The organism is Cystobacter fuscus DSM 2262 (assembly GCF_000335475.2).
Classification (GTDB): domain Bacteria; phylum Myxococcota; class Myxococcia; order Myxococcales; family Myxococcaceae; genus Cystobacter; species Cystobacter fuscus.
In genome coordinates this window covers 377,052-403,367 of sequence record NZ_ANAH02000007.1, presented here as the reverse complement: position 1 = coordinate 403,367, position 26,316 = coordinate 377,052, and the positions used below count along the sequence as shown (strand labels likewise).

Genomic DNA, 26,316 nt, shown 5'->3' with positions numbered 1-26,316 from the left:
CAATTCCGCGAGGTGAAGGGGAATGGGCCCTCTTGGATTCGAACCAGGGACCAATTCGTTATGAGCCGGGGTGGGGTGGGTTGGCAGGGGGGGGGCAGCCCCTGTCACTGGCTCGCAACTCGTGGAAAGGATTGGGGTTTCCAATGGCGGGGAGGCGGAGCCGGTTGGCACCGTTTCGACTGGGCGTGGTGCGCCGGTGGTGCGGAGCGTGGTGCGCGCCTTGGTGCGGCCGGAGCCCCCCGCGATGCTCACGGTCCGCGAGGTGGCGGGAGAGCTGGCCGTTTGCCGTTCCACGGTCTACGCGCTCCTGGAACGCGGGGAACTGGAGCGGGTGTGGGTTTGGGTGGGGCGCTCCATCCGCATCCCGTCCGCGTCCCTGGAGGCGTTCCTCGCCCGGGGGCGGCGTTGAGAGCGGGCGATGGTGGTTCCCGGTTCCTGCTCCTATAGGCGGAACTGGAACCACTTGAACACTGCGCCAGTCCCAACCGGCTCGGCGGCTCTTCCTCGGGGCATGGACGACCGTTGTGGCGTAAGGAGGCGGCCACACGGGCCAGCGGCTATCGCCGTTGGAGGCACCCGAGCGGGTGCTACGGCGCGAAACACGGTCCGACACCTGGGGCGGAATGAGGGGCCTTGAGAATTGGGGGCCGGGCGCGACTGCGGTACAACGTCGGAAGAGTGTCCTAGACGCCCGCTTGGCAGTGCACGCAAGGGGATTGAGGAGGAGATGCCGACGTGGTGCACCTCGACTATGAAACAGGTGTTGGCGTGTCACTGGCGCTGAGTGGCGCTCAGCTCGTCTACGCGCTTTGTCGGCGCACCTCGGTGTTTCATACGAACCTCGCCAAAATTGGCGTGCGGCAAAACTTTTTCACCGGGGAGTTCAGGCGCGGCGGCTCTCTGCTGTGGGAGATTGCGGTATCCGTTGTGTTCAACGGACTTATTGCATTGCTCAGTTGGGTCGCTGTTGCTGCGCAAGTGCTCTCCAAAGGCTATGAAATGTGGGTTCGGCGGTTCACGACGCCATCTCGCACTGCAATGGCTTTGCTGAGGTTGGGGGAGCGCCCGCTTACGGAGCGGGAGGCCGCTGAAAGGTTCGTTGCGTGCGCTGAAGCGGTGTCTGGGTGTGTCGCGACACCGAACGAGCGTGAAAAGGCCGTCCAATGGGTGCTGTCACAAGTATGCTACACAGGAACGGTTAATCATGCCCTCTACCTCTTTGACCGTACACCAGGGGGAGAACTGCTGGCAGTCGAAAGAGGCACAATTCACGACGAGATTAATGCTCGACAGTATCTAATCATCAATGACAAACGATTGGATGGGGGGACGGACCATTGGGTGTTCGGCGTGGTCGAAATGCATGCGGCGTACAGTGAACTCCCAAGAAGAGATTTTACAGAAAGATATTTTACAGAAGGACCGCTGCGACGGCTATATGACCTTCGACGAAGTGATGCCGAGCACTGGGAGGTGCGGGAGCATCTTATGCAAGAGTGGGTAAGCGTCCCGAGTCATCACGCTAGCCGCATTGAGGACTTTTTCCAGCGCCTGCTGGCTTCTGCGGTCCCTCAAATTGGGCTCAAAACGCTCGCCACGCACGTTAGGGAGGAGCACGAAGCCGCTGCCAGTAAGGCTGCCGCCAAGAAGACTCGTCCCCGCTCCACGGACAGCGAAGCGTAATTCGGGGAGGGCGAGGTCAGCAGCCAATCCCCCCCCCCCGAACACAGCGCCACCTACATGTCCTCGTGGCGCTGGCTCAGAGCAACCTTTTCTCGGCGCTCAGGTGACTCTCTTCCGTGGATCAAAGTTGCGTTGCCGCCCAAACCAACCCTGGAGCCAGGACCGATGGAGCATCTCCGCACCCATCGGTTGGCTTTGCTGAATCCGTCTGTCAGGCGGGAGTGGAAGACGGCGAGGAAGGTTCTTTTGGCTCCTCCTCCGGATTGAGAGAGGAATCGGGAGCCGGTTCTTTTACCTTTCTCTCCCTGGCTCGTCTCGCTTTCTTCGGCTCCACGTCCACCGCTTTCCGCTCTTCACGCTCCTTCGGTTCGACTCCCCACGCGGAGGGGCGGGCGAGGACCAGCGGCATCCCACGGGCCTTCCACGCGAACAGGACGATATCCCCGTCAACGTCGGCCAGTGACTCGGTGAGGGTGCTCGCGTTGTGGGCGGCCCAGATGTGCGCGGGGTCCTCCTCGCCGCGCACCACCCGGCGTAACTGGTCCAGGCGCCCTCCCACCAGCGAGAGGATGGAGAAGACGCACACGGGGGCATCCTTCTCCGAAGGGTCATCCAGGAAGCCCTGGCGGGTCAGGTAGTCCGCGAGGATCTCCGCGCCCCGCGTGGCGTTCGCCAGGGTCAACAGCTCCAGGTCCAGGCTGACCGCCATCGGGTCAGGGCTCCTGACTTCGGTCTCATCGGGCATGTAGGCCGTCCTTTCGTCGGTTGGGGCCTACGCTCAAGGTAAACTATAGTTTGTGGTAATGTAAAGGTAACCAGGGCGAGATTGCCCTCGTGTCCCCATCCGGCAAGTCACACTCGCGCAAGCCGCCTGAAGGTCCCCCACCGGGAGACCTGGATGCCCGTGTAAAACGGGAGTTGAAGCGGCTCGGCAAGAGGCTTCGAGATGCGCGCCACGCCAAGGGGCTCTCCCAGGAGCAGGCTGCGGAACTGATCGGGGTCCACCCCAAGTACATGCCGCGCCTGGAGAGCGGCGGCGCCAACCCCACCGTGGCCACCCTCGTGGCGGCCTCGGTGGCCTACGGGATCTCCTTGTGCGACCTGTTCAGGCCGGATGACGAGGGAGCCTCAGAGCAGGGCCGCTGAGGTGAGCACGTCCCGTGCGCGCCCACTTCAACGGCCTACTTCAGGCTGTTGATGCGGATGGCGCAGCCGACTCCCAGGCCACGAATACTGGTTTTACCAGTCTAGACGGCCCGTTTATCGTGTGCGCGGCTTGGCTACATGCCTGTAGCAGCGCACGCGGGTGACGCTATGGCCGCACCCGCCGGGCAAGCCTCCATGCCGGGTATTCGCCCCCAGCAGTCCGTCGCGGTAAAGGATCGTCGTGCGGGCACGACTGGCCAGTCGGCCACAGCCCCCAGCCGTGGCAGCCCGCGCTTTTTCGACCCTGGGGTGCGCTCTGGGGGCGCCATGGCATCAGAACCGAAGTGGGAAAAGTGGCGGCTCATGGACTGTGCGCGCCTCTACGAGTGGGTCGCGTTGCTCGCCCGTCTCGATCCGGACTCCATACGGGTCGACGCGAATCTGTACTCCTGGAGCACGGTTCATTTCCGAGTCGCGGATGAAACCTTTGGGGACCTCCTGCGCATAGCGGAATCGAGCGTGACGGCAGGGACACTCACATGCCACTTGAGGAGTATGGATCGAGAGGGCATGAGTGAGGTTCTCATGCCGGAGTTCTTGAGGTGGGCCCGGTCGAAAGGCCTCACGATTCCCCCTGAATTGGCTCCGGCGGAAGGGATAGGCACTGCCGCCAGCGCAGCGGATGCCACCTCCATCCAGGGAATCGATGGGCTCCGGGACCTCATCAAAGCTCTAGGGGGGCCTGTGCTCGGCAGCGACCCGGCAGCCGTGCGCAGCTTCGCAAAGAAGGCCGGGGTCATGAAGGATGGCGACAATCCGCTGCGCACCCCTCGAACGTGGAGCCGCGCGGAGATTGAGCCCATGCTGAAAGCGGCAATCGAGAGCTGGCGTCAGAGGGAGACCAAGTAGCCTCCGACCTCCGACCTCTGACCGACGCGCCTCCGACTCACCTCCGACCTCCGACCCCGGTCGGAAAAGCTCCGGAATCTCCCCGGTTGGCAGACCCTCCGAATTTCCGACCTCCGACTCTCGTCGGAGCCGTCTGGGCGGATGCACGTTGCGCGCATGCTCATCAGCATTCGCAAACGGACGGTTCCCGGGCTTGGAGAGCGCCTCATCGCGCTCCGCAAGAGCCGTAGTCTCTCTCAACAGGTGCTCGCAACCAAGGCGGGCATCTCCATTCCTCGGCTCCGGGACGCTGAACGCTTCGGCGCGGCCACCACGGAGACGCTCAACCTCCTCGCTCATGCCCTGGCCACAGACGTGGACACGCTCCTCGGGCGCAAGGGGGGCGAATGAGCGCCGCGATTCCAGCGTGGATGGCGTGCGTGAAGGCATGGGGCGTGCGGCATGTGGCCCAATCCTTCGGACTCGCGCCGAGGGGGCGCAATGGGCTGTCCCCGTGTCCAGCGTGTTCGGCGGAGACCAGGCACCCGAGCCGACACGATAAGCGCGGGGCGGTGGGGGTCCGGCCCGACGATTCCGGTTGGGAGTGCTTCGAATGCGGAGAGAAGGGCGATGCCCTCCACATCGCGTCCTGGCGCATCTCGGGCAAGCGACGGGCTCTCGGTTCGGAGTGGGGCGAACTCCGCCGCGCATGCGCCGAGCGCGGTCTCTGCCCGCCGGACCCAACGGACACGGCTCCTGGTCCGCAGGTGCGCACCTGGACAGCTCCACCACCCAGGAAGGAGACAGAGCCCGTGCGCGCCAATGCGCTCGAAGTGGCGGAGGTTTGGAACTCCGCACGGCGGGTGATGGATGACGTGGAGGTGACCGCGTGGCTCACCTCGCGCGGGCTCGACGCGGCCGACGTGGACGATAGGGACCTTGCCCGGGCTCTCCCCAAGGGCGTTGTCCTGCCTCGCTGGGCTCGCTTCCAAGGGAACGCCTGGGACCGGAGCGGCCATCGGCTCATCGTGCCCCTGTGGAGCGATACGGGCGCGCTGGCCAGCCTCCACGCGCGAAATATGAGAGCAGACCTGCTACCAGCCCACAAGGCCGCGAGCCCGGCGGGTGCGGAAGTGCGTGGCCTCGTGATGGCCGATGCGCTCGCCCGCCGGATGCTTGAAGGGGCGATCCTGGCGGACGGGCTGCCCGCCTCGGAGTTGGTTGTCACAAGCGGCCTGTGGGTGATGGAGGGCCTTCCGGACTTCCTCACTCGCGCCACGGACTACAGCGACGCGGACGAAGCCGCGCCCGCAGTGCTCAGCGTCCTGTCGGGAAGCTGGGGGGCTGCCATCGCGGCACGAGTGCCCGACGGCACTACCGTGGCCATCGAGACGCATCCGGACGCGGCGGGCGACCGGTATGCGCGGACAATTGCCAGCAGCCTTGCTGGACGGTGCAGGTTGAAGCGCGACAACACAGGGCGGGCCGAGTGATGGGCGGCATGGACGCGAATGCCCGTAGACGTGCCGGTCAGAGGCCACCGGATCTCGCGAAGCTGCCTGAGCTGACGGTATCTGACGCGCAAATTCCTACGACCAAGGGGGGCGTGCGGATGGAACAGCCTCCCGCGCGTCTGTCGCTGCAATCGCCCGCGCTCCACGGCCTGGCTGGAGACCTCGTGCGCACCATCGAGCCGCACACGGAAGCCGATCCGGCTGCCATCCTGGTTCAGTTCCTGGTGGCAGCAGGCAACGCGATGGGTCGCTCGCCGTTCTTCAAGGTCGAGGCGACCCGGCATCACACCAACCTCTTCGCGGCCATCGTTGGCCAGAGCGCCAAGGCCAGGAAGGGGACTTCCTGGTCATGGGTGGAACGAGTCCTGGCGACTGCGGAGCCGGAGTGGGGTCCCCGCCTTCAAAAGGGCCTCAGTTCAGGCGAGGGGCTCATCCATGCCGTTCGCGATGGGGCCGCCGAAGACCCGGGAGTCACCGACAAGCGGTTGACGGTGATCGAGTCGGAGTTTTCTTCGGTCCTCCGCCGGATGAACCGAGAGGGGAACAGCCTCTCCGCAATCCTCCGCGAGGCTTGGGATTCCGGCTCGCTCCAGGTTCTCACCAAGGGGACGCCTCAGCGAGCCACCGAAGCGCACTTGTCCGTTGTGACGCACATCACGATTCCGGAACTGCGCGCGTTGCTCTCGGCTACGGACATGTCCAACGGCCTCGCCAACCGCTTCCTGTGGGTATTCGCGCGCCGCTCCAAGCTCCTGCCCGAGGGAGGCCGCCTCGAAGATGGTTCGCTTTCTTCGCTTTCTTCGCGCCTTGCTCGCGTCCTGAGCTGGGCGCGTGACGTGGGGGAGATGAAGAGATCGGAGGCAGCCCGGAAGCTCTGGTGCGAGGTGTACGAGTCTCTCTCCAGTGACAAGCCCGGACTGTTCGGTCAAGCCACCTCCCGAGCTGAGGCGCAGGTCGTGAGGCTCTCGCTTCTCTACGCGCTGCTCGCCAGATCCGAGGCCATCGACGAGGAGCACCTCTCCGCCGCCTTGGCGCTCATGGATTACGCGAGTGACAGCGCGCGCCACATCTTCGGCGGCGCTCAGCAGAACCCACGGGCGAACCGCATCCTTGAGGCTCTCCGCGAACGTCCCGAGGGCCTTTCTCGGTCTGAGCTGGTGAAGCTCTTCACGGGGCATGTGACGAGGGCAGAACTCGACATGGCGCTGGGCTCCCTCTCCGAAGCGGGCGCGGCTCACATGGAAGAACAACCGAGCGGAGGCCGCCCTACGGAGCGCTGGTTCCACGGCGCCGCTGCGGCGAAGGAAGAGAAGAAAGCGAAGTATCCCCCGGCTTCGGCCAGCGTCACGGAGCGTGAGTCATGAGCAACAACCCCGAACCCCTCTGGAAGGTGCGGGACGTGTCCCGCTTCCTCTCCCTGTCCACCTCCTGGGTCTACAAGGAAGCCGAGGCGGGGCGGCTCCCGTGCGTGCGCATCGGCGCGGCGCTGCGGTTCCACCCCGAGGAGATCCGCGCGTTCCTGGAGCGCCAACGCGCCCCTCGTGGCTCCATCACCTCGTTGCGCCGTTAGGAGGTTAAGTGCATGCTCTCTTCCGTGACTACCGCACGCCGTCCCCGTTCCAAGCGCAGCACGCCAGCACCACAGGTGCTCACCCTGGCCGAACTTCGGCGGCTGCGGGGCCTCACCCAGGTTGAAGCGGCCACCGCTGCGGGAATGGATCAGTCCGAGTTGTCCAAGGCGGAGCGCCGGGCGGACCACCGGCTCTCCACGCTCCAGCGCTACGTCGAGGCGCTCGGGGGCAAGCTGGAAGTGTTCGCCCGCTTCGGCTCGAAGCGCGTTCGCCTCAAGGAGATCTGACCATGGCCACCATCTTCAAGCGTGACGGCTCCTGGGTCGTGAAGTGGAAGAACGGGGCGGGCAAGTGGATGCAGCGCCGGACGAGTTGCGCCACGAAGCTCGAGGCTCAGGAGTTGTTGCGTGAGCTGGAGCGCAAATCCGAGTACCAGCGTCACGGACTGGAGCCCCTCGCGGGCCCGGTGTTGATGACGTTCGGAGAACTGCTCGACTGGTACGAGGAGCACTTCGCCGGGCAGCTTCGCTCGCAGGGAGATCGGCGCGCGGCGGAGAAGCACCTCCGCCCTCGGCTGGGTTCGCTGGCGCTGCCCGAGGTGACTGCGGCTCGCATCGATGAGGCGCTCTCCGCCGCAACGGATTCACTCGCGCCGAAGTCGCTCAACAACCTGCGGGGCTTCGCTCAGACCGTCTTCTCCAAGGCCATCCAGCGTGGGCTGTGGAGGGGCGCCAACCCAGCGGATGCCGTCCCCCGGCGCAAGGTGCCCAAGCGCGTGCCGACCTATCTCCGCGCCGAGGAAGTGGCGCCGGTGCTCGCCGAGGTGCCCACCGAGTGGCGCTGTCTCTTCGCCACTGCCGTCTACACGGGGATGCGGCGGGGTGAACTCGTGGCGCTCCAGAAAGGGGACGTGGACCTCTCCCAGGGGGAGATCGTCGTCACCCGGAGCTGGGAGGCGGGCACCACGAAGAGCGGCCGGGCCCGGGTGGTCCCCATTCACAGCGAACTGCGGCCCTATCTCGTCCAGGCGATGCGGGAGAGCCCCTCGGAGCTGGTGTTCCCGCGCCCGGATGGCTCGATGCACTCGCAGAACGTGGACCTCGCCGAACTGCTCCGGGCCGCCCTGAATCGTGCGCAGCTCGTGGACGGGTGGGCCCACAAGTGCCGCCGCTGCGGCCACGTCGAGCACTCGGCTTCCTCCGAGGTGCGCCGCTGCTCCAAGGCGGGCTGTGGCTTCACGCTGTGGCCCGCGCCCAAGCCGCGCGCCATCCGCTTCCACGACCTGCGCCACACCACGGCCACGCTACTCCTCAAGGCCCGGGTGCCCCTGGCGGTGGTCCAGCGCATCCTCGGGCACTCCTCGCCGACCATCACGGCGGGGGTCTACGGCCACCTGGACGTGGAGGACATGCGCGCGGGCCTGGAGCAGCTCCGCTTCCAGCCGGTGGAGGAGCCCGTTTCTCGGGTGCTTTCGCTGGCCGCGAACGCGCGCCGTGGTGCGCCGGTGGTGCGGAACTCGTCCGGGGCGGGTTTCTCGGGTGAGCCACCAAACAAAAATCCCGAGCAATTCCGCGAGGTTAAGGGGGGTGGGCCCTCCTGGATTCGAACCAGGGACCAATCGGTTATGAGCCGACAGCTCTAACCGCTGAGCTAAGGGCCCTCGAACCTCGCGACGTCAAACGCTATAATAGCGCGCCGCGCCGGGAAAGCTCCTCGGCGTTTCACCCGCCAGCGGGTGCCTTCGCCTTCCAGTCGCACCCCCTCGGCCTTCAGCCGCCGGGCCTGTTCCACCGCCACCGCGGGCGCGAGCGTCCCGTCCGCGCGCAGCACCCGCCACCAGGGCACGTTCTCGAGCGTTTTCAGCTCCCGGCCCACGCCCCGCGCCGCCCCCGGCCGTCCCGCGTAGAGCGCCACCTGCGCGTACGAGCGCACCTCGCCCCGGGGAATGGCGCGCACTGCCCGGCGCACCGCCTCGGGGAAGGGGAGGGGAGGCGTGGGCTCCTCGCGGCGCGGGCTCTTCTTCTTCACGGCCATGGTGGACTCTCCTCCCCAAGAACAAAGCCCCCGCGTCCACGAGGGAGGCGGGGGCTTCGGTGACTACAGCCGGATTCGTCCTAGCTCTCCACGAAGGAGCGCAGGCGCTTGGAGCGGCTCGGGTGGCGCAGCTTGCGCAGCGCCTTGGCTTCGATCTGGCGGATGCGCTCGCGCGTCACCTCGAAGTCCTGGCCCACCTCTTCCAGCGTGTGGTCGCTCTTCTCGCCGATGCCGAAGCGCATGCGCAGCACCTTCTCCTCGCGGGGGGTGAGCGTGGCGAGCACCTTGCGGGTCTGCTCGGCCAGGTTCATGTTGATGACCGCGTCGGAGGGCGATACGAGGCTCTTGTCCTCGATGAAGTCGCCCAGGTGGCTGTCCTCTTCCTCGCCGATGGGCGTCTCCAGGGAGATGGGCTCCTTGGCGATCTTGAGCACCTTGCGCACCTTGTCGAGCGGCAGCTCCATCTTCTCCGCGATCTCCTCGGGCGTCGGCTCGCGGCCGATCTCCTGCACGAGGTAGCGGCTGGTGCGGATGAGCTTGTTGATGGTCTCGATCATGTGCACCGGGATGCGGATGGTGCGGGCCTGGTCCGCGATGGCGCGGGTGATGGCCTGACGGATCCACCAGGTGGCGTAGGTCGAGAACTTGTAGCCGCGCTTGTACTCGAACTTGTCCACGGCCTTCATCAGGCCGATGTTGCCCTCCTGGATGAGGTCCAGGAACTGCAGGCCGCGGTTGGTGTACTTCTTGGCGATGGACACCACGAGGCGCAGGTTGGCCTCGACCAGCTCCGTCTTGGCGCGCTCGGCGCGGCGCTCACCGGAGCGGATGGCCTCGTAGTTGCGGCGCAGCTCGTTCACCTCGAGGTTGGCCTCTTCCTCCACGCGCTTGATGTTGCGCGTGGCGGTGCGCACGTCGCGGTCGAGCGCCTCGAGCTGCTCGGCGGTGACGTTGAGCTTGCGCAGCGCCTTCTTCATCGCCTCGGGGTCTTCCTTGGCCTCGCGCAGCAGCTCGCGCATGGGCTCGATGGACATGCCGTAGCGGCGCTCGTGCTCGCGCAGCTCCGACTCGGCCTTCTCCACGCGCTCGATGAGGGCCTTGAGGTTGCCGACGATGCGGTCGACCTGCTTCTTGTTCAGCCGCATCTCCTCCAGGACTTCCATCATCTTGGTGCGCAGGTCCTTGACTTCCTGCTTGAGCTCCTTGCGCTTGACGTCGGTGTGCTTCTTCTTGCTGGAGAGCTCCGCGTCGAGCACCTCGCAGTCCTTGGCGAACTTGCGGATGCGCTCGATCTGCTTGTTGATCTGCTCGATCTTGTTCAGCTCGCTCTGGGCGAGCTGCTGCGGCTGGGTCTCGCCCTCGGGGGTCTCCTCGGCGGCCTCGGCCTCCTCGGCCTCGCCCTGGGCCTCCTCGGGCGCGTCCTTGATGACGTCGCGCACGCGCAGCTTGCCCGTCTTGAGCTTGTTGCCGATGTCGAGGATCTCCACCATGGCGACGCTGCAGGCGAGCAGCGCGCGCAGCACTTCCTTCTCGCCGTCCTCGATGCGCTTGGCGATCTCCACCTCGCCCTCGCGGGTGAGGAGGCTCACGCTGCCCATCTTGCGCAGGTACAGGCGCACGGGATCGTTGGACTTGCCACCCGGCTCGTCGTCCTCGTCCTTCTCGTCCTCGTCGGCCTCGGCGCGCTCTTCCTCGACGGCGACGGTGGGCTTGATCTCCGTGTTCTGGGCGGCCTTCTGCGCGTCGACGATCTCGATGTCGTTGTCGCCGAACATGCTCATCACGTCGTCGATCTGATCCGACGACACGATGTCCGCGGGCAGGGCGTCATTGACCTCGTCGTAGGTGAGGAAGCCCTTCTCGCGGCCGGCGGCGAGCAGGTCCTTGACCTCCTTGCGGTCGGCGATGGGCTCCTCGTCCACCTCGTCCTCGACGGCGTCGGGGTCCACCTCGACGGCGGCGGCGGCTTCTTCCGCGGCCTCCTCGGGGTCGACGTCGCCGTCGTCCACCTGGGTGACGGCCTTGCGCTTCTTGAGCGTCTCGTTGGCCTTCTCGGCGGCGGCGGCCTTCTCGGCCTTGTCGCTCTTGTCGGCCTTCTTCGCCTGAAGGGCGGGGCTGGCGCCGGCGTCCGACTCCTGAGCCGAGGCCTCCTCGGGAGACTTCTTCTTCTTACGGATCTCCGGGGCCACCTTCTTCTTGGGCTTGACGGCCACCTTCGAGGAGGGTTTCTGCGTCGGCATTCGGGTACTTCTCCTTAGAAAAACAGGGCCTTGGCCTGGAGCGAACCGGGCGATCTATCGCAAAGTGAAGGATTCTTACAAACGCGAAGTCAAACCGGTTGCATTGGGGACTTTGTTCCCGCAGGAAGGTGGGTTTCCTCCTCCACCCGTTTCTTGAGCGCCAGCAGCTCCATTCGCTGGACGAAGAGCTGTTTGGCCTCCTCCGACAGGTCCATGGCGCCGGCGGTCTGACCCGTCACGCGGCCGATGTAGTCCAGTTGGAGTTTGATCCGGCGCAGCATGATGGAGCGGCACACCTGGAGGAAGTAGTGCTCTAGGGCGGACCCCTGCAGGGAGGCGAGCTGGCGCATGGCGGCTTCCACGGCCCGTTTCACGAGATCGGGGGCCTCGAACAGGGCGTCCTCGGCCCCATGGCCAGAGGTAGCGTGGGCGAGGACCAGCCGCAACCCGGAGTGGGACAGCTCGTCATGGACGCGGAAGGTGTCGCGGGCGATGAGCCGGGGCTCGCGCAGGATGGTGGCGACGTAGAGCGCCTCCAGGGAGTCCGGGGGTTTGACGGGAGGGGGGCGCTGGGCGGGGGCGCTCGGAGGGGGCGCCCGGCCGGGAGCGGGGCCCGGGCGGCCGGAAGGCGCGGACGAACCCGCCCGGGGCGCCGGGGTGGGGGGAGGGGGAGGCGCCTTGGAGCGCAGCGCGGACTCCAGCTCGGAGGCGGGCAGGCCGCACCAGGCGCTCAGCGCGGCGAAGAAGGCCGAGCGCACCAGCCCCACCGGGAGCTGCGCCGACACGGGCTTGAGCCGCTCGAGCGCGGCCATCTTCTCCTCGAAGCTGGCCTCCTTGCCCTGGGGCAGGACGGTGGAGAAGACGTGGGCGGTGAGGGGCCGGGCCTCGTTGAGCAGCCGCTCCAGGCCGGCGGTGCCCTCGCGGCGGATGAAGGTGTCGGGATCATCCCCCGTGGGCAGCAAGGCCACCTTGGCGGCGGCTCCCGCGGCGAGCAGGGGGCCAGCCAGGCGCTCTACTGCCGCCAGGCCTGCCTGGTCGCCGTCGAGCAGGAGGAAGAGCTCCCGGGCCTCGGCGCGGCCGAGTGCCTTGAGGTGCCCCGGGGTGAGGGCGGTGGAGCAGAGCGCCACCGTGTGCTTCACCCCTTCCTGGTGCAGGGCGATGCAGTCGAAGTAGCCCTCCACGAGCACGGCGGCCTTGCGGCGGCGGATCTCGTCGCGCGCCTGATCCATGCCGAAGAGCGTCTCGCTCTTGTTGTAGAGCCGGGACTCGCGGGAGTTGAGGTACTTGGGGCCCTCGTCCGAGCCCACCAGCCGGGCGCCGAAGGCGATGGGGCGGCCCTCGGGGGCGCGGATGGGGACGATGAGGCGGCCGCGGAAGAAGTCGTAGTAGCCCTCGCCCTTCTGGCGCCGGTTGACGAGGCCCGCGTTCAGGCCCCATTCCACCATGCCCGCCTGGGTGAGCTTGTCCGCGAGCGACGACCACGCGTCCGGCGCCCACCCGAGGCCGAACGCCCGGGCCGTCTCCTCGGAGATGCCGCGGCTGGCGAGGTAGTCGCGCGCCTGGCGTCCTTCCTCCTCCCACAAGAGCGCCCGGAAGTGCTCGGCGGCCAGGTCCGTGGCCTCCTTGAGCTGCTGCCGTTCCCGGGCGGCGGGGTCCTGCGCGGCCTCCAGGTCCACGCCCACCTCGCGCGCCAGGTCGCGGATGGCGTCGATGAACGTCTTGCCCAGGTAGCGCTGGACGAAGGCCACGGCGTCGCCGCTCGCCCGGCACCCGTGGCAGAAGTAGAAGCGCTTCTCGGGGATGACGTAGAAGGAGGGGGTCTTCTCCTGGTGGAAGGGGCAGCGGCCCTTGTACTCGCGCCCGGCCTTCTTCAGCTCCACGTAGCGCGAGACGAGGCTCACCAGATCCACCCGCTCGAGGACTTCCTGAATCTTGTGCTCGGGGATCACGAGATCCACCCCTTGCGGCCGGGATGCGCGGGCCGCCATGGTCCGCGCACCGACGCCCGCGGACGAGTATGGGAAGCCCCCCTGACACACGAGCGGCCCGCCACCAGGGGGCCACCGGCGCGCGTCCGGCCGGAACAGGAGATGAGGACGAGGAGGGGCATGTCGGCGCGTCGTGCGCCGCCCCCCAAGGGAGGCGGATCGCGACGGGGACTACCCTTAACGGCCGATCAGGGGCCGAGCAAAAAATCGCCCGGCGCCCTGCTCGAGGCCGGGGACGTCAGGACAGCTTGGACAGCTGGCTCTTCACTTCCTCGGAGATGGCGCGGCCCTCGGCGCGGCCCTGGAGCTTGGGGGTGAGCAGCTTCATCACCGCGCCCATGTCCTTGGCGCTCTTGGCACCCGCCTCGGAGATGGCGGCCTGGACCTCGGCGCGCAGCTCGTCCGGGGTGAGTTGCTGGGGCAGGTACTTCTGGAGGATGGAGATCTCCTGCTCCTCCTTCTCGGCCAGGTCGGCGCGGCCACCGGCCTTGAACTGCTCGATGGAGTCGCGGCGCTGCTTGATGAGCGTGCCGATCACCTGGAGGATGCCCGCCTCGTCGAGCGGGCTGGTGGCTCCGGGCTCCACTTCCTTGTACTTGACGGCGCTCTTGATCATCCGAATGACGCTGGTCGCGGACTCATTCTTCGACCGCATCGCGTCCTTGAGGTCGGCGTCGAGGCGCTCTCTGACGGTGGCCATACAGGTCTCCAGGCGTGTGGGGGAGGGTGCTGAAACGACGAGAGCCAGGGCGCGTACCTGACGCGAACCCTGGCTCCCGGTGGTGCGGCTAGTACGTCTTGCGCGCCTTCTTCACCGCGCGCTTCTTGGCCGCGAGAGCCTTCTTCTTCCGCTTCACGGAAGGCTTCTCGTAGTGCTCGCGCTTGCGGATCTCGGAGAGAATTCCAGCCTTCTCGGTGGCCTTCTTGAAGCGCTTGAGAGCGCTCTCGATGGACTCGCCGTCCTTGACTCGAATGCCGGGCATATCGTCACCTCCTTCCGGATGCGTTGAGGGTTGGGGGGCGCCGATATGACGCAGCGGCGGTGAAAACGCAAGGACGCCCTCGGAAAAGGATGGGGCGGCTGCGCTAGAGTGCACCCCCCGTGACTGCCTCCCTCCTGCTGCTGCTCCTCTTGTCGGCCGGTCAGCCTGGTTCCCAGGGGGCGACGGGGTGCTGGACGGCCTGCCAGCGCCACGTGCAGGACCCCGGCTTGCGCGCCCGCGTCTGCCGCACCTGCCTCACCTCGGGCCGTGCCGAGGGCTGGCTGCTGGAGCTGGCCGAGAAGTCCGAGCCCGCTGCCCAGGCGGCGCTGCGCTCGGCGCTGGGGGACCCGAACTGGCGGGTGCGTTGGGGGGCGGTACGTGCCCAGGCAAAGCAGCAGGGCGTCCTCGACCGGCGGATGCTCGCCGACTGGGTGAGCGACATCCCTGCCCGGGACGAGCTGGTCGCGTGTGTCACGGCTGTCCGGGCCGCCGCCGCCACGGGTGCTTCCACGGCGTCTTTCTTGAAGGACGCGGGCGCGCGGGGACCCGCGGCCGCCGCCCGTGTCTGGGAGAAGCGTGACGCGGTGCGGCGGGCCCTGGAGGTGGAAGTGTACGCCGAGGACGCGGCGCTCCGGGGCGAGGCGCTGCTGCACCTGGCCACCTTCCTCGGCCGGACACCCGCCCGGGTGGTGCTGGAGGCCCTGGCCCAGCGTCCCGAATCCGCCGATGCCGCCCCCGCCTCCGCGCTGCTCTGGGTGGCGGACAAGCAGAACACCTCCGTGGGCCGCCTGCTCCTGCTGGAGGCCAAACAGCCCGCGGATCAGGTCCTCATCAACCGCCTCTTCGCCGTGTACTCCCAGGAGCTGGAGGCGCTGCAGAAGGGCCTGGCCGCGCCGGATGTCGCCTCGCGGCGCGCCACCGTGCAGTCCCTGCGGCTCTATGGCCCCCTGGCGCGGCGCGAGCTGGAGCGGGCTCTGGGGGACGAGGACCCGGGCATCCGTCAGATCGCGGCGCGGGCCCTCGCCCAGTCCGAGGGCCTGTCTCTCACGGAGGCCGCGGGCCGATGGCTCCGGACGGCTGACTCCGAGCCCGCCACCCGGCGTGCCTGGTGGGAGGTGGCCGCGGCGGACAAGCGGTGTGACTCCTTCCTCCTGGAGCTGGCGCGGGACACCCGGCTCGCCCCCGTCACGCGCGGCGAGGCGGTGGCGAGGCTGTCCGAGTGCGAGAAGCTCGCCAGGCGCCACTTCGACGAGGTGTCCACCTTCCTCACGGACGCGCAGCCCCAGGTGCGCGCGGGCGCGGTGCGGGCACTCGCCCAGCCGCGCTCGGCGCTGGGGGATGGGGCCGTCGCCGCCGCGCTCGAGGATGCCGCGCCGGAGGTGGTGGTCGCGGCCCTCTTCGTGGTGGGCCAGCACCGCCAGAAGGAGCGCGCCGAGGACGTGGTGGCCCTGCTGGACGCCGCGTCCCCGGAGGTGCGGCAAGCCGCCATCGAGACCCTGGAGCGCCTGGGCCGCGCGCAGGATGTGAAGCCCCTGGCCCTCGTGCTCCGGGAGGACCGCGTGGCCGCGGTGCGCGTGGCCGCGGCGCGGGCCCTGGGTGTTCTGGGGGGTCCGTTCGCCGCCTCCGCGCTCAGTCAGGCCCTGTCCAAGGACCCCGACTCCCACGTCCAGCACGTGGCGCGGCGGGGCCTGGAGCGGCTCGGCTTCAACCCTCCCTAGCGCGGGGAGCGCCGGCCCTCTCGTTCCCCTTGCCGCCATCGAGGGCCTGTCTGTAGGGTGCGATGTCTGGAGAGGTGAGCATGAAGGTCACACGAGCCATCGTCGTCGAGCCGCGAACCGCCGGGCGCCGCAAGCTGAAGGAGGGCCTGGAGAAGGCGGGCCTCGAGGTCTCCGCGGCGGCGGAGTGGGGCGAGGAGGAGGGCCGGGCGCAGGTGGTGGTGCTGGGGCCCTCGGTGGAGGAGCCCGCGAAGGTGGCGCGCCAGGTGCGCGCGCGGCTGCCGGGGGCGCTCGTGTTGCTCGCGCGGGAGGAGCCGGGCAAGGCGCCGGGCTTCGCCGATGGCGTGCTTCCCCTGCCGGTGTCCGCGAAGGATTTGCAGGTGCGGCTGCCGGAGTTGGTGAAGCTGCGGACGCTCTCGCGTGGCGCGCCCGCTCGCAAGGGCCGGTCCGCTGGGGTGGCCGAGGTGGTGCGGCTGCCGTCCGAGGGGTTGTTGGATCCCCTCACCCAGTTCTATGCCTTCCCACACTTCAAGGACCTCGTCTTCGTGGAGGTGAAGCGCTCGCGGCGCTATGGCCTGCCGCTGGCGCTGGCGCTGGTGGCCTTCGATGCGCTGCCGGTGCAGGTGGATCGCCACTTGCGCGAGCAGCTCCACGGCGGACTGGCGCTCGCCATCCGGCGCTCGCTGCGTGACACGGACTTCCCGGTGCAGTACTCGGCGGATCGCGTGCTGTTGCTCCTGCCGCACACGGACCTGGCCGGCGCCCAGACGGTGGCGCGCCGGGTGTGCGAGCGCGTGGCCCGCTCCAGCCTCGCCTTCGATGATCAGGTGCTGCGGCCCACCGTGTCCGTGGGGCTGTCCGCGCTCGCGCCGGGACGGGACGAGTCCTTCTCGGACATGGTGCGCCAGGCGCAGCGCTCGCTGGACGCCGCCCGGGCGGCGGGGGGCAACCGGGTGGAGATGCTCGCGGAGACGGCCGGACCCGAGGCCGGAGCCTGAGCGGCTCCTGGCGGGCTCAGGAGCCGCTGACGGCCTTGCCGTCCACGCGGTTGCGGCCGGCGCGCTTGGCCCGGTAGAGGTACTTGTCCGCCGCGGCGATGATGTCCTCGGCCTGGGCGTAGTCCGAGTCGTGCAGCGTGGCCACCCCCAGGCTGATGGTCACCTTGATGGGGGTGCCGCTGAAGATGAAGTCCGTGCGGTCCACCGCCGCGCGGCAGCGCTCGGCGCACGACATGGCCTGCTCCTCGGCGGACTCGCGCAGCATGAGGGCGAACTCCTCGCCGCCGTAGCGCGCGAACAGGTCCTCGGTGCGCACCGTGTCGCTCACCCGCTGCGCGATGCGCGTGAGCACGTAGTCGCCCGCCGGGTGCCCGTACACGTCGTTGATCTTCTTGAAGTGGTCCACGTCGAACATCACCAGCGACAGGGCCACCCGGTGGCGCAGGCAGTAGGAGAACTCCTTGCGCAAGGTCTCCATGAAGTACTTCTTGTTGTACAGGCGCGTGAGTCCATCGCGCGTGGCCGACTCGTAGATGCTGCGCTGGTAGGCCTCCTCCAGCTGATCCTGGATGGAGAACTTGAGCACCGTGTTGGAGCCGATCTGGATCTTGTCCCCATCGTAGAGCGGCGCGGCGCTCACCTTCAGGCCGTTGAGGAACGTGCCGTTGGTGCTGCCCAGGTCCACGAGCTGGAAGCGGCCATCCCCGAGCGACACCACCTTGGCGTGCTTGCGCGAGATGCCATCGTCCTCGACCTGGAACTGCGCCTCCACGCTACGGCCGAGCACCGTCTCGGAGCGATCCAGCTTGAACATCCGCCCGATGCCGGAGGCCGACTTCGCGCTGATCACGATGAGATACGCGCTCTGCTGTGGCGCGGCGGCTCCCAGCAGGTCCGAGATGGAATGGACGGCGGTCTTCTCGTCGGACATCGTGCCCCCCATCTTATGGGTCGAGGATTGGTAGCAGCAAGCAGACCTCGGGCCACCCGCCCCGCCATGATCCCTCTTAACGGGCGCGTCTCGACTTTTTGGCCGGAGTCCCGTGAACATTCGAGGGGCGATCGGTCATCTCGCCGACAATCGGCGTCTGGATGAACCGGGCCCGCGCCTCCTTGTCCTGGTGGTAGGCGAGCCCCTGCATGAGCTTCACGAGCGCCGCCGAGGGCGTCATGTCTCCCCCGCTCAGCGCCCCCTCGGCGAGTGCCGCCGCGCCGGATTCATAGAGGGAGAGGTCCACGCCGTTGCGGTGGGCCTGGCTCACCACCACCACCGGCACGTCCCGCGCGCGCGCCTCGCGGAACAGCGGCAGCAGGGAATGGCCGAGCGTGGGATCCAGGGGGTAGTTGCCCGCGCCATAGGCTTCCAGCACCAGACCGCGCACCTGGGGCAGGAGCGCCAGGGGCAGCGCGGGATCCAGCCCGGGGAAGACCTTGAGGAGGAAGACGCGCGACTCGAGCCGCTCGCGCAGGCGCCGGGGGCCCTTCTGCCTGAGACCAGGGGCGAAGAGGGCCTCCACTCCAAGCGTGCCGAGCAGGGGGTAGTTGGGGCTGTCGAAGGCGTCGTACTCGGCCACCTTCACCTTGCGGGCGCGGTTGCCGCGGTAGAGATGGGAGTCGAAGCAGATGCTCACCTCGGGTGGACCCTGCAGGGCGGAGAGCACCGCGTCGATGAGGTTGAGCCGCGCGTCCGAGCGCACCTCGCCCAGCGGCCGCTGCGAGCCCGTCATCACCACGGGCTTGTCCAGGCCGGGCAGCATGAAGGAGAGGGCGCTGGCCGTGTAGGCGAGCGTGTCGGTGCCATGGGTCACCACGGCGCCATCGAAGTCGGGCAGCCGACGGTGCAGGTGCGTGGCGAGTCGGCTCCACAGCGCGGGCTGCATCTCCGAGCTGTCCAGGTTGCAGAAGAGTTCCAGCTCGATATCGGCGAGCTGGAAGAGTTCAGGGCAGCGGGACTTGAGCGTCTTGAAGAAGGCGGCGGGGCGCAGCGCGGACGGCCGGCCTCCGGCCATCCCCAACGTGCCGCCCGTGTGCAGCAGGAGGAGTCTGGGCATGGGACGGGCTCTTCCCTGGCAGAGCCAGGGTTGCTTTACAAGCCTCGCGCGCATGGCTAAACCGGCGATGTGCTCCCCGCCCGTCGCAACCGCGTCCTCCTGGCTCTCTCCCTGGCGCTGACGGCTCTCGCCGGCGCTCCCTCTTCCGAGGCGGCTCCGCCGACCCCTCCGGCCCCATCCAAGCCCGCCGCTCCCCCGCCGCCCGCCGCATCCGGGACCTCGGCCCTCCAGGGCATTCCCGGCATGGACTTCTCCGTGCTGTCGCCCGCGGCCCAGCACGAGCTGGCCACGGTGCTCTCGGATGAATTCTGCTACTGCGGCTGCCCCCATACGCTGGGCCAGTGCCTCAAGGGGCATACCAGCTGCCAGCATGCCAAGCGCATGACGCGGCTCGCCGCCCGGCAGGCCGCCGCGGGCGTGCCGGCCACCGACATCATCGTCGCGCTCTCCGAGTACTACGCCTCCTTCCGCGCGCCCCGGCAGAAGTTCGAGGTGGACCCGCGCATGTGCATGGGGGACGCCAAGGCCCCGGTGACGCTGGTGGAGTTCTCCGACTTCGAGTGCCCCTACTGCGGCAAGGCCCGGCCGGTGCTCGAGGCCTTCGCGAAGAAGAACGCCACCAAGGTGCGCTTCTGTAACGTGCCCTATCCGCTGCCCATGCACGCCAACGCGGTGCCCGCCGGCCAGGCGGTGCTGTGGGCGCGAGACCAGGGCAAGTACTGGGAGATGCACGACGCGATCTTCGAGAACGCCCACCGCCTGTCCACCGCGACGCTCGTGGAGCTGGCCAACAAGCTCGGCCTCAAGGGCGCCGAGCTGCAGAAGGCGCTCCAGGCGGGCACCTACGCCCAGGAGCTGGAGAAGTACAAGTCGATGGGCACGCGCGCCAACGTCCGCGGCACGCCCAGCCTCTTCTTCAACGGCCGCTTCAACGACCTGAAGCTGGGCCTCACCGAGGACATGCTCTCGCACGCCCTCGAGGACGAGACGACGTGGCGCGCCAACAACAACGCGTGGGCCGCGGACTGACGGGCTCATGAGCGCGCGCTTCCGCATCGAGGGCTCCCAGCTCGTCCCCGACGAGCGGCCCGGTGTGTCCCCGCCGTCGCCGTCCGGACTGGCGGGCCGCGCGGGCTCCTACATCCTGCAGCCCACCTCTCCGGATCTGCTCGTCTTCTCGCGCTCGCCCGCGGAGGGGGGCTCGCTGCCCACCCCGCGCGTGGTGCTCTCCGGGGACGCGTCCGGCTTTCCGCTGTCCGACCTCATCGCCTTCCTCAGCCAGTCGCGCTGGAGCGGCATCGTGCGGGTGCAGGCCCCCAGCGGTGAGCGCTCGGTGGTGATGCGCGAGGGCGAGGTGCGTGGGGCCACCTCGGACGTGGCGGCGGACCGGCTCGGCGAGGTGCTCGTGCGCCTGGGCTACGTGGACCGCGCCCAACTCGAGGCCGTGCTGCGCGAGCAGCCTCCCTCCAAGATTGGCCGCACCCTGGTGGAGCGCGGCCTGTTGCAGGCGCATGATCTCTTCCGGTGCGTCACGCACCAGGTGAGCGAGATCTTCCACTCCATCGTCCTGTGCCGCGAGGGCAGCTTCTTCCTCGTGGACCAGCCGGTGGAGGACAAGCTCGGCCACAACATCCAGCTGTCCACGCAGAGCCTGCTCATGGACAGCATCCGGAAGATCGACGAGCTGGCGCACTTCCGCAAACGCATCCCCCACAGCCGCCTGTACGTGCTGCGCAAGGGGCCGACGTTCGCCAAGCTGGAGCCGGACGAGGACAGGGTGCTGGGGCTGGTGGACGGGCGCCGCACGCTGCTGGAGCTGGGGCAGGCCAGCCGCCTGTCCGAGTTCGACGTCACCAAGGTCGTCTATGGCCTGCTGGAGGGCGGCTTCGTGAGCCTGTCCGACAAGGCCCTGGGCAGTCCGGTGCCGTCGATGTCGGGGCTGCCGACGGTGCGCCCGCGCAGCATCATGGGCATCCCCGTGGTGCGCCCCTCCTCCACGGGCATTCCGGCGGTGCGCATGAGCCAGTCCGGCATCCGCGCCATCACCGCGCACCAGGAGCCACCCCCGGTGGTGGCCGTGAGCGAGGTGGTGAGCGTCTTCAACCGCATCTTCCGGGAGATCGCCACCGAGGTGGCCAAGCAGGGCCTGGCGCGCGAGTTCATCGCCTCGGCCAACGCCGCGCTGTCGGGTCAGGCGCTGTCGTCCTCGCCGGTGCTGGCGGGGCTGTCCTTCGCCGCGGATGGCAGCCTGTCGGAGACGAAGCTGCGCGAGGCGTACGATCAGCACCGCGGCTCGATGGGCTCGGAGCCGGTGGCCGCCTTCCGCCAGGCGCTCAGCGACGTGATGTTCTTCCTCCTCTTCCAGGCCGGAGAGCTGCTCGAGTCGCGCGCCGACGAGGATCTCGCCCGGCGCGTGAAGGACATGCTCTCCACGCTGGGAGGTGGGTGACATGGTGGCCGCCGAGCGGCCCCGGTTGACCCAGGACGTTCCCGGGTGTGGCGGCGGCTTCAAGCTCGTCCCCGAGGACTTCGAGGTGGAGGAGCTCCCCGCGTACCTGCCCTCGGGGGAGGGGGAGCACCTCTACCTGTGGCTGGAGAAGCGGGGCCGTGACACCCGCGAGGTGGTCAAAGCCCTGGCGGCCGCCCTGGCGGTGGACGAGGGCGAGGTGGGCGTGGCGGGGATGAAGGACCGGCAGGCCATCACCCGGCAACTGCTCTCCGTGCCCGCGAGGGCCGAGGCGCGTCTGCCCGGCTTCGCGCTGGAGGGCGTGAGCGTCCTGTGGAGCAAGCGTCACGGCAACAAGCTGCGCACCGGGCACCTGCGCGGAAACCGCTTCCGGCTGCGCCTGCGTGACGTGCGGGACGTGGGCGCGGCGCGCGAGACGCTCGCCCGGCTGGAGGCGCGCGGCCTGCCCAACTACTTCGGGGATCAGCGCTTCGGCCGCGAGGGCGACAACGCGGATTTCGGCCGCCTGTTGGTGCTCGGCCAGCGGCTGCCGCGCCGCCCCGACAAGTTCCAGCGCAAGCTCTACCTGTCCGCCTTCCAGTCCCGCCTGTTCAACCGGGCCCTGGTGGAGCGGCTGCGCGCGGGCACCTTCGACACGGCGCTCGCGGGCGACGTGCTGCGCCGCGAGGACTCGGGGGGCCTCTTCGTGTGCGAGGCCCCCGAGGTGGACGCTCCCCGCGTGGCCGCCTTCGAGGTGAGCCCCGCCGGTCCGCTCTTCGGGCCGAAGATGACCGCGGCGGCCCACGCGGTGGCCGAGGCGGAGGCGAGGCTGCTCGCGGACGAGGGCGTGACGTTGGAGGACTTCCGGCGCGGGGGCGACGAGACCCAGGGCGGGCGCAGGCCCTACCGGGTGCGGCTCGGTGGCGTGTCCCTGGAGGTGGAGGGCGCGGACCTGCGGCTCGCGTTCGAGCTGCCCAAGGGCTCCTACGCCACCGAGGTCCTCCACGAGCTGCTCAAGGACGGCTGAGCGCCTCCCCCCGGGCGTCCGTCCCACGACAATCGCCCCCCGAAATGGAAGGAGGGTGCTCGCGGCCTGGTGGCGCGCGGCACCCTCCCGGGGTTCCCCTCCCGAGTGGGAGGAGGGGACTACTGCTCGACGATGTTGAACTCGGTGCGGCGGTTCTCCGCGCGGCCCTTGGCCGTGAGGTTGGAGGCGACGGGCTTCTCCATTCCGTAGCCCACGGCCTGCATGCGGCCCGGATCGATGCCGCGCTTGAGCAGCTGCGCCATCACCGAGTCCGCGCGGGCCTGCGACAGCTTCATGTTGTTGACGGGCTTGCCCACCGAGTCCGTGTGTCCCTCGATGCGGATCTTCTTGATGGTGGGCATGTCGCGCAGCGCCTGCGCCACGTCATCGAGGATGGTGAAGCTCTCCTTGCCGATGATCTTCGCCGAGCCGGAGGCGAACTTGATCTGCTTCTTGATCTCGATCTTGTCCTTCTTGACGACCACCATCTTGTACTTCTTGGGGCAGCCGCGCTCCTCCTTCACGCCGGGCTCGTCCGCGCACACGTCGATGCGGTCGGGGATGCCGTCCTGGTCGCGGTCCGGATCCGGGCAGCCGCGCAGCTCCTGGGTGCCGGCCTGATCCGGGCACACGTCCTGGCGATCCATGATGCCGTCGCCGTCCTTGTCCGTGTCGGCGCAGCCACCGTTCTCCAGGGGGCCGGCCACGAGCGGGCAGCGGTCGATGGCATCCGGGATGCTGTCGTTGTCGTTGTCGAGATCCGGGCAGCCATCCTCGTCCTGGAAGCCGTCCTTGTCCTCGGACTCGTCCGGGCACTTGTCCTGCGCGTCCTCGATGCCGTCGCCGTCCTTGTCGGAGCGGGGGCAGCCCATGCTCTGGATGGGCCCGGAGGCGTCGGGACACTTGTCCGCGCTGTCGAGCAGCCCGTCGTTGTCGTTGTCGAGATCCGGGCAGCCATCGGAGTCCTCGTGGCCGTCCTTGTCCTCGGGCTGCTGCGGGCACTTGTCCACGTCGTCGGGGATGCCGTCGCCGTCACTGTCCGAGGGCGCATCCTGCGGGCAGCCCTGGTTGGACAGGGGGCCGGGCGTCAGCGGGCACTTGTCGTTGCCGTCCAGCACGCCGTCGCCGTCGTTGTCCGGCTCGGGGCAGCCGTCCGAGTCCTCGAAGCCGTCGAAGTCCTCGGCGCGGTCGGCGCAGGGGTCGTCCTTGTCGGACACGCCGTCGCCGTCGGTGTCCTTCTCCTCGATCTGCACCACCACCTGTTGCTGGGGCCGGGGGGTGGTGTCCGCGGGCGTCTGCTCCGGGGCCTCCGGCTGCTCCTTGCCGTAGACGACCCGCGGGGCCGCGCAGTCCTTGGAGAGATCGAGCGCGCGCTTGATGGCGGCCTCGGCGGTGCGGATGTGCTCGGAGGCGCGGTAGCTGGCGCCCTGGCCGAGCTCGCCCCGGGCGAAGTCGAGGTTGGCCTCGGCGACGGCCAGCTCCACGGGGGCACAGCGCATGGCGCCGCTGCGGTGGGCGCGCTCGATGCTGGCTTGGATGACTTCGGAGTCCGCGCGGACCTTGTTTCCGCTCACACAGGAGGAGCCGAGCAGCAGCAGCAGCGCGGGGGCGAGGAGACGTCGCATCGGTAGGGAGCTCCCTGCGTCAGGGGTTGGGGCGGGGGGAGGCAGCGCCGTCGGTGTTGTCGTTGGCCACGGCCAGGGCCTTTTCACGCGCCTCGGCGGCATAGCGCGCGGCCTTCTCTGCGAAGTCCACGCCGGACTGGTAGTCCGAGTAGCTCACCTCTTCGCGCGCCTTGTGGATGTAGAGGTTGGCGGCCGTCCACTCGTAGGGCGCGAGCGTCTCGGCCCCGGCGGTGCGGGCCGCCTGGATCTGCACCTCGGCGTCCAGCAGGTGGGAAGTGGACTTGATGGGGCCGCAGCCACTCAGGGCTCCCGCCACCGCCACCAGTACGAGGAGTCGCTTCATCGGAGAGGCCTCGGCATCAGGGCTGGAAGACACTGGGTGGGGTCGTATCAATCGCCCCGGGGAGGGTCAAGAATCGGGGCGAAGGACGTCCCGGGGGAGGAAGCAGGCCCGGGCCGGGTTTTTGACAGGCGCGCACGGGGCTTGCCATCCTGCGCCCCCCGTGGGAACCCCGCTCGTCCGCCTGCTGCTCCTGTTGCCCCTCGTGTCCTCCCTCGCCATCGCCGCGCCCCCCTCCGTGCAGAAGCGCATGGGGCGGCGCGCCGAGACCCAGGCGCTCGTCGAGCAGGTCATCGACGGAGCCCTGCCGGTGCCCACCGCCATCTCCCGCCTGCGTGTCTTGCGCGAGGAGCCCTACGCCGCGCAGCAGCTCGCCCGGGGCATCTCCCAGGAGATGGATCCGCGGCGGCTGCGCGACCTGACGGCGGTGCTGGCCGGTCTGGAGACGCGCGCGGCCGAGCCGCTGCTGGCGCAGCTCGCCGGGCACGAGGACAGCGCGGTGCGCATGTACGCGGCGCAGGGCCTGGGCCGACTGGGCAGCAAGCGCGTCGACGTGTTGTTGCCGCTCTTGCAGGACAAGTCATACGGGGTGCGCCGCGAGGTGGCGCGTGCCCTGGGGGCCAGCCACGACCCCCGGGTGGGCAAGACACTCGTCACCCAGGCGCGCACCGAGGCGGATCCCCAGACGCGCGTGTGGATGCTGGAGGCGGTGGGGGCCGCGGGCGACAAGAAGCAGGCCAAGGCGCTCGAGGCCTTCCTCGATGACAGCTCGGAGAGCACGCGCTTCGCCGCGGCCCGGGGGCTGTGCCTGTTGGGTGCGCCCGAGGGCTTCGCCTTCGCGAAGAAGCTGCTCGCCTCCGAGGACCGGCTCGTGCGCCGCCAGGGGCTCGGGCTCTACGAGGGGCTGCCGGTGAAGCAGACCGGGCCGGCCCTGCGTCCGCTCCTCGAGGACAAGGACCGGGGCCTCGCGGCGGGCGCGGCCCGCATCCTCGCCCAGGGCGGCGACAAGACGATGGTGTCGTGGCTGGTGCTCGCCTCGTGGAACGCCAACGGCGAGGAGAAGCTCACCTACGAGAAGGAACTGGAGACGCTCCAGCTCGCGGATGACGAGCGCAAGGCCATTCTCCGCGCGGCGGGGGTGGCGAAATGATGGCCGCCGCCCTGATGGCGGCCGTGCTCGCCCAGGTGGCCACTCCGGCGCCGTCGCCACGGATGGCGAAGGCCGGGGGCGTGCTGCCCTCCGGCGCCCCCGTGGTGTGGGCGTCGCTCGGCGAGCGGGAGCGGGCGGACCTCATCTCCGGGGACGCGCTCTTGCCCCTGGGCGAGCGGCTGCTGCGCGTGAGCGAGCGCTTCCTGGGCACGCCCTACGTGCACTCGCCCCTGGGGGAGGGCGGCGGGGTGGATCCGGATCCCACCTTCCGGCTGGACGCGGTGGACTGCCTCACCTTCGTGGAACAGTCCGTGGCCCTGAGCCTGGCGCGCTCGGCGGTGGAGGTGCCGGGGCTGCTCGAGCGCCTGCGCTACGCGAACACCGCCACCTATGAGGACCGCAACCACCTCATGGAGGCCCAGTGGCTGCCCAACAACCAGCGCAAGGGCTTCCTGGTGGACGTGACGCGGCGGCTGGGGGGCGCGGACACGGTGCGGGTGAGCAAGACGCTCAACGCGCTCACCTGGACCTCGCGCTCCTCGCTCGCCCTGGGCCTGTCCCCGGCGCACCAGCCACGGGGCACCTGGTCGCTCGACATGATTCCCCTGGATCGGGTGCTGGCGCATGCGCGGCAGGTGCCCTCGGGCAGCATCCTCGTCGTGCTGCGCGAGGACCTGCCGCTCAAGGCCACCCGGGTGACGCACCTGGGCTTCGTGGTGCAGAAGGGTCGCCGTACCTGGCTGCGGCACGCGCGGCGGGGCGTGGATGGCAACGGCCGCGTGGTGGACGAGGACCTGGAGAGCTTCCTCGCGCGCAACGCCAGATACGACAAGTGGAAGGTCACCGGCGTGAGCCTCTTCGAGGTCCGCGCGCCCTCGGAGACCGGCGCTTCGGCGGCCTCCACGCCGTAGCGGCTC

26 protein-coding genes, 1 tRNA gene and 1 pseudogene are annotated in these 26,316 nt (G+C 68.9%); 17 read left to right on the top strand and 11 right to left on the bottom strand.

Annotated features, from left to right (window positions below):
- The first annotated feature begins 208 nt into the window (after positions 1-208).
- Both D187_RS14035 and D187_RS55105 read left to right on the top strand, forming a co-directional pair.
- Positions 209-409 carry a helix-turn-helix domain-containing protein gene (locus D187_RS14035; RefSeq protein WP_245591706.1) on the top strand — a complete coding sequence of 67 codons (201 nt, stop codon included), beginning with the start codon at positions 209-211 and terminating at the stop codon, positions 407-409.
- 326 nt (positions 410-735) lie between these two features.
- Complete coding sequence (locus D187_RS55105; protein ID WP_155893339.1) at positions 736-1,683, top strand: hypothetical protein; 948 nt, start codon at positions 736-738, stop codon at positions 1,681-1,683.
- 211 nt (positions 1,684-1,894) lie between these two features.
- On the opposite strand, the gene D187_RS49875 is transcribed toward D187_RS55105, so the two are convergent.
- Entirely contained in the window at positions 1,895-2,392 is a 498-nt protein-coding gene (locus D187_RS49875; RefSeq protein WP_002621516.1) for a hypothetical protein, read from the bottom strand.
- A 125-nt stretch (positions 2,393-2,517) separates the two neighbouring features.
- On the opposite strand from D187_RS49875, the gene D187_RS14020 reads away from it, so the two are divergent.
- The 8 genes and pseudogenes from D187_RS14020 to D187_RS59210 form a co-directional block, all read left to right on the top strand.
- Positions 2,518-2,829, top strand: coding sequence for a helix-turn-helix transcriptional regulator (locus D187_RS14020; protein WP_211241508.1), 312 nt, complete (start codon positions 2,518-2,520; stop codon positions 2,827-2,829).
- Positions 2,830-3,156: 327 nt separating this feature from the next.
- The gene (locus D187_RS14015; RefSeq protein WP_155893338.1) at positions 3,157-3,738 is read left to right on the top strand and encodes a hypothetical protein; all 582 of its coding nucleotides are present in this window, start codon (positions 3,157-3,159) and stop codon (positions 3,736-3,738) included.
- 141 nt (positions 3,739-3,879) lie between these two features.
- Positions 3,880-4,128 (top strand): helix-turn-helix domain-containing protein, encoded by a 249-nt coding sequence (locus D187_RS14010; RefSeq protein WP_051256349.1) that lies wholly within the window; start codon positions 3,880-3,882, stop codon positions 4,126-4,128.
- A gap of 401 nt (positions 4,129-4,529) precedes the next feature.
- Entirely contained in the window at positions 4,530-5,210 is a 681-nt protein-coding gene (locus D187_RS14005; RefSeq protein ID WP_002621513.1) for a hypothetical protein, read from the top strand.
- Positions 5,211-5,329: 119 nt separating this feature from the next.
- Positions 5,330-6,595 (top strand): DUF3987 domain-containing protein, encoded by a 1,266-nt coding sequence (locus D187_RS14000; protein ID WP_162159640.1) that lies wholly within the window; start codon positions 5,330-5,332, stop codon positions 6,593-6,595.
- Positions 6,592-6,801, top strand: coding sequence for a helix-turn-helix domain-containing protein (locus tag D187_RS13995; protein WP_002621511.1), 210 nt, complete (start codon positions 6,592-6,594; stop codon positions 6,799-6,801). The genes D187_RS14000 and D187_RS13995 overlap by 4 nt, the downstream gene beginning before the upstream one ends.
- Before the next feature lie 12 nt (positions 6,802-6,813).
- Entirely contained in the window at positions 6,814-7,089 is a 276-nt protein-coding gene (locus D187_RS13990; RefSeq protein WP_063724974.1) for a helix-turn-helix domain-containing protein, read from the top strand.
- Positions 7,090-7,091: 2 nt separating this feature from the next.
- Positions 7,092-8,192, top strand: a pseudogene (locus tag D187_RS59210) (tyrosine-type recombinase/integrase); the annotation flags it as partial.
- Positions 8,193-8,389: 197 nt separating this feature from the next.
- On the opposite strand, the gene D187_RS13980 reads toward D187_RS59210, so the two are convergent.
- From D187_RS13980 to rpsU, 6 genes are all read right to left on the bottom strand, one after another.
- Positions 8,390-8,462: transfer RNA gene (locus D187_RS13980), tRNA-Ile, on the bottom strand.
- A complete protein-coding gene (locus tag D187_RS51615) occupies positions 8,453-8,836 on the bottom strand; it encodes an MGMT family protein (protein WP_002621509.1) in 384 nt (127 codons plus the stop codon). The genes D187_RS13980 and D187_RS51615 overlap by 10 nt, the downstream gene beginning before the upstream one ends.
- 80 nt (positions 8,837-8,916) lie before the next feature.
- Complete coding sequence (rpoD, locus tag D187_RS13975; protein ID WP_002621508.1) at positions 8,917-11,076, bottom strand: RNA polymerase sigma factor RpoD; 2,160 nt, start codon at positions 11,074-11,076, stop codon at positions 8,917-8,919.
- Positions 11,077-11,165: 89 nt separating this feature from the next.
- Positions 11,166-13,064 carry a DNA primase gene (gene dnaG, locus D187_RS13970; RefSeq protein WP_051256347.1) on the bottom strand — a complete coding sequence of 633 codons (1,899 nt, stop codon included), beginning with the start codon at positions 13,062-13,064 and terminating at the stop codon, positions 11,166-11,168.
- Between the two features lie 238 nt (positions 13,065-13,302).
- The gene (locus D187_RS13965) at positions 13,303-13,764 is read right to left on the bottom strand and encodes a GatB/YqeY domain-containing protein (RefSeq protein ID WP_002621506.1); all 462 of its coding nucleotides are present in this window, start codon (positions 13,762-13,764) and stop codon (positions 13,303-13,305) included.
- Positions 13,765-13,852: 88 nt separating this feature from the next.
- A complete protein-coding gene (gene rpsU, locus D187_RS13960; RefSeq protein ID WP_002621505.1) occupies positions 13,853-14,047 on the bottom strand; it encodes a 30S ribosomal protein S21 in 195 nt (64 codons plus the stop codon).
- A gap of 119 nt (positions 14,048-14,166) precedes the next feature.
- Here rpsU and D187_RS13955 point away from each other — a divergent pair, with 119 nt between their 5' ends.
- Both D187_RS13955 and D187_RS13950 read left to right on the top strand, forming a co-directional pair.
- Complete coding sequence (locus tag D187_RS13955) at positions 14,167-15,765, top strand: HEAT repeat domain-containing protein (RefSeq protein WP_002621504.1); 1,599 nt, start codon at positions 14,167-14,169, stop codon at positions 15,763-15,765.
- A gap of 80 nt (positions 15,766-15,845) precedes the next feature.
- Entirely contained in the window at positions 15,846-16,760 is a 915-nt protein-coding gene (locus D187_RS13950) for a GGDEF domain-containing protein (RefSeq protein ID WP_002621503.1), read from the top strand.
- 16 nt (positions 16,761-16,776) lie between these two features.
- Here the strand turns inward: D187_RS13950 and D187_RS13945 are convergent, their stop codons facing one another.
- Both D187_RS13945 and D187_RS13940 read right to left on the bottom strand, forming a co-directional pair.
- Entirely contained in the window at positions 16,777-17,691 is a 915-nt protein-coding gene (locus D187_RS13945) for a GGDEF domain-containing protein (RefSeq protein ID WP_020918025.1), read from the bottom strand.
- Positions 17,692-17,767: 76 nt separating this feature from the next.
- Positions 17,768-18,811 carry an asparaginase gene (locus D187_RS13940; RefSeq protein WP_002621501.1) on the bottom strand — a complete coding sequence of 348 codons (1,044 nt, stop codon included), beginning with the start codon at positions 18,809-18,811 and terminating at the stop codon, positions 17,768-17,770.
- Positions 18,812-19,054: 243 nt separating this feature from the next.
- Here D187_RS13940 and D187_RS13935 point away from each other — a divergent pair, with 243 nt between their 5' ends.
- The 3 genes from D187_RS13935 to truD are packed head-to-tail and all read left to right on the top strand — an operon-like array spanning position 19,055 to position 22,284.
- The gene (locus D187_RS13935; RefSeq protein ID WP_211241507.1) at positions 19,055-19,840 is read left to right on the top strand and encodes a DsbA family protein; all 786 of its coding nucleotides are present in this window, start codon (positions 19,055-19,057) and stop codon (positions 19,838-19,840) included.
- 7 nt (positions 19,841-19,847) lie between these two features.
- On the top strand, positions 19,848-21,260 hold the full coding sequence (locus D187_RS13930; RefSeq protein ID WP_002621499.1) for a DUF4388 domain-containing protein: 1,413 nt from the start codon (positions 19,848-19,850) through the stop codon (positions 21,258-21,260).
- A 1-nt stretch (position 21,261) separates the two neighbouring features.
- Positions 21,262-22,284: a tRNA pseudouridine(13) synthase TruD gene (gene truD / locus D187_RS13925; protein ID WP_002621498.1), complete on the top strand. Its 1,023-nt coding sequence runs from the start codon at positions 21,262-21,264 to the stop codon at positions 22,282-22,284.
- A 119-nt stretch (positions 22,285-22,403) separates the two neighbouring features.
- Here truD and D187_RS13920 read toward each other — a convergent pair whose 3' ends face one another.
- Together D187_RS13920 and D187_RS13915 are read right to left on the bottom strand one after the other, a co-directional pair.
- Positions 22,404-23,909, bottom strand: a complete 1,506-nt coding sequence (locus D187_RS13920) for an OmpA family protein (protein ID WP_002621497.1) — start codon at positions 23,907-23,909, stop codon at positions 22,404-22,406.
- Positions 23,910-23,928: 19 nt separating this feature from the next.
- Positions 23,929-24,252, bottom strand: a complete 324-nt coding sequence (locus D187_RS13915; RefSeq protein ID WP_002621496.1) for a DUF4398 domain-containing protein — start codon at positions 24,250-24,252, stop codon at positions 23,929-23,931.
- Positions 24,253-24,412: 160 nt separating this feature from the next.
- On the opposite strand from D187_RS13915, the gene D187_RS13910 reads away from it, so the two are divergent.
- The gene (locus tag D187_RS13910; protein ID WP_002621495.1) at positions 24,413-25,399 is read left to right on the top strand and encodes a HEAT repeat domain-containing protein; all 987 of its coding nucleotides are present in this window, start codon (positions 24,413-24,415) and stop codon (positions 25,397-25,399) included.
- Complete coding sequence (locus tag D187_RS13905; RefSeq protein WP_002621494.1) at positions 25,396-26,310, top strand: N-acetylmuramoyl-L-alanine amidase-like domain-containing protein; 915 nt, start codon at positions 25,396-25,398, stop codon at positions 26,308-26,310. Before D187_RS13910 ends, D187_RS13905 begins: the two co-directional genes overlap by 4 nt.
- Positions 26,311-26,316: the final 6 nt, after the last annotated feature.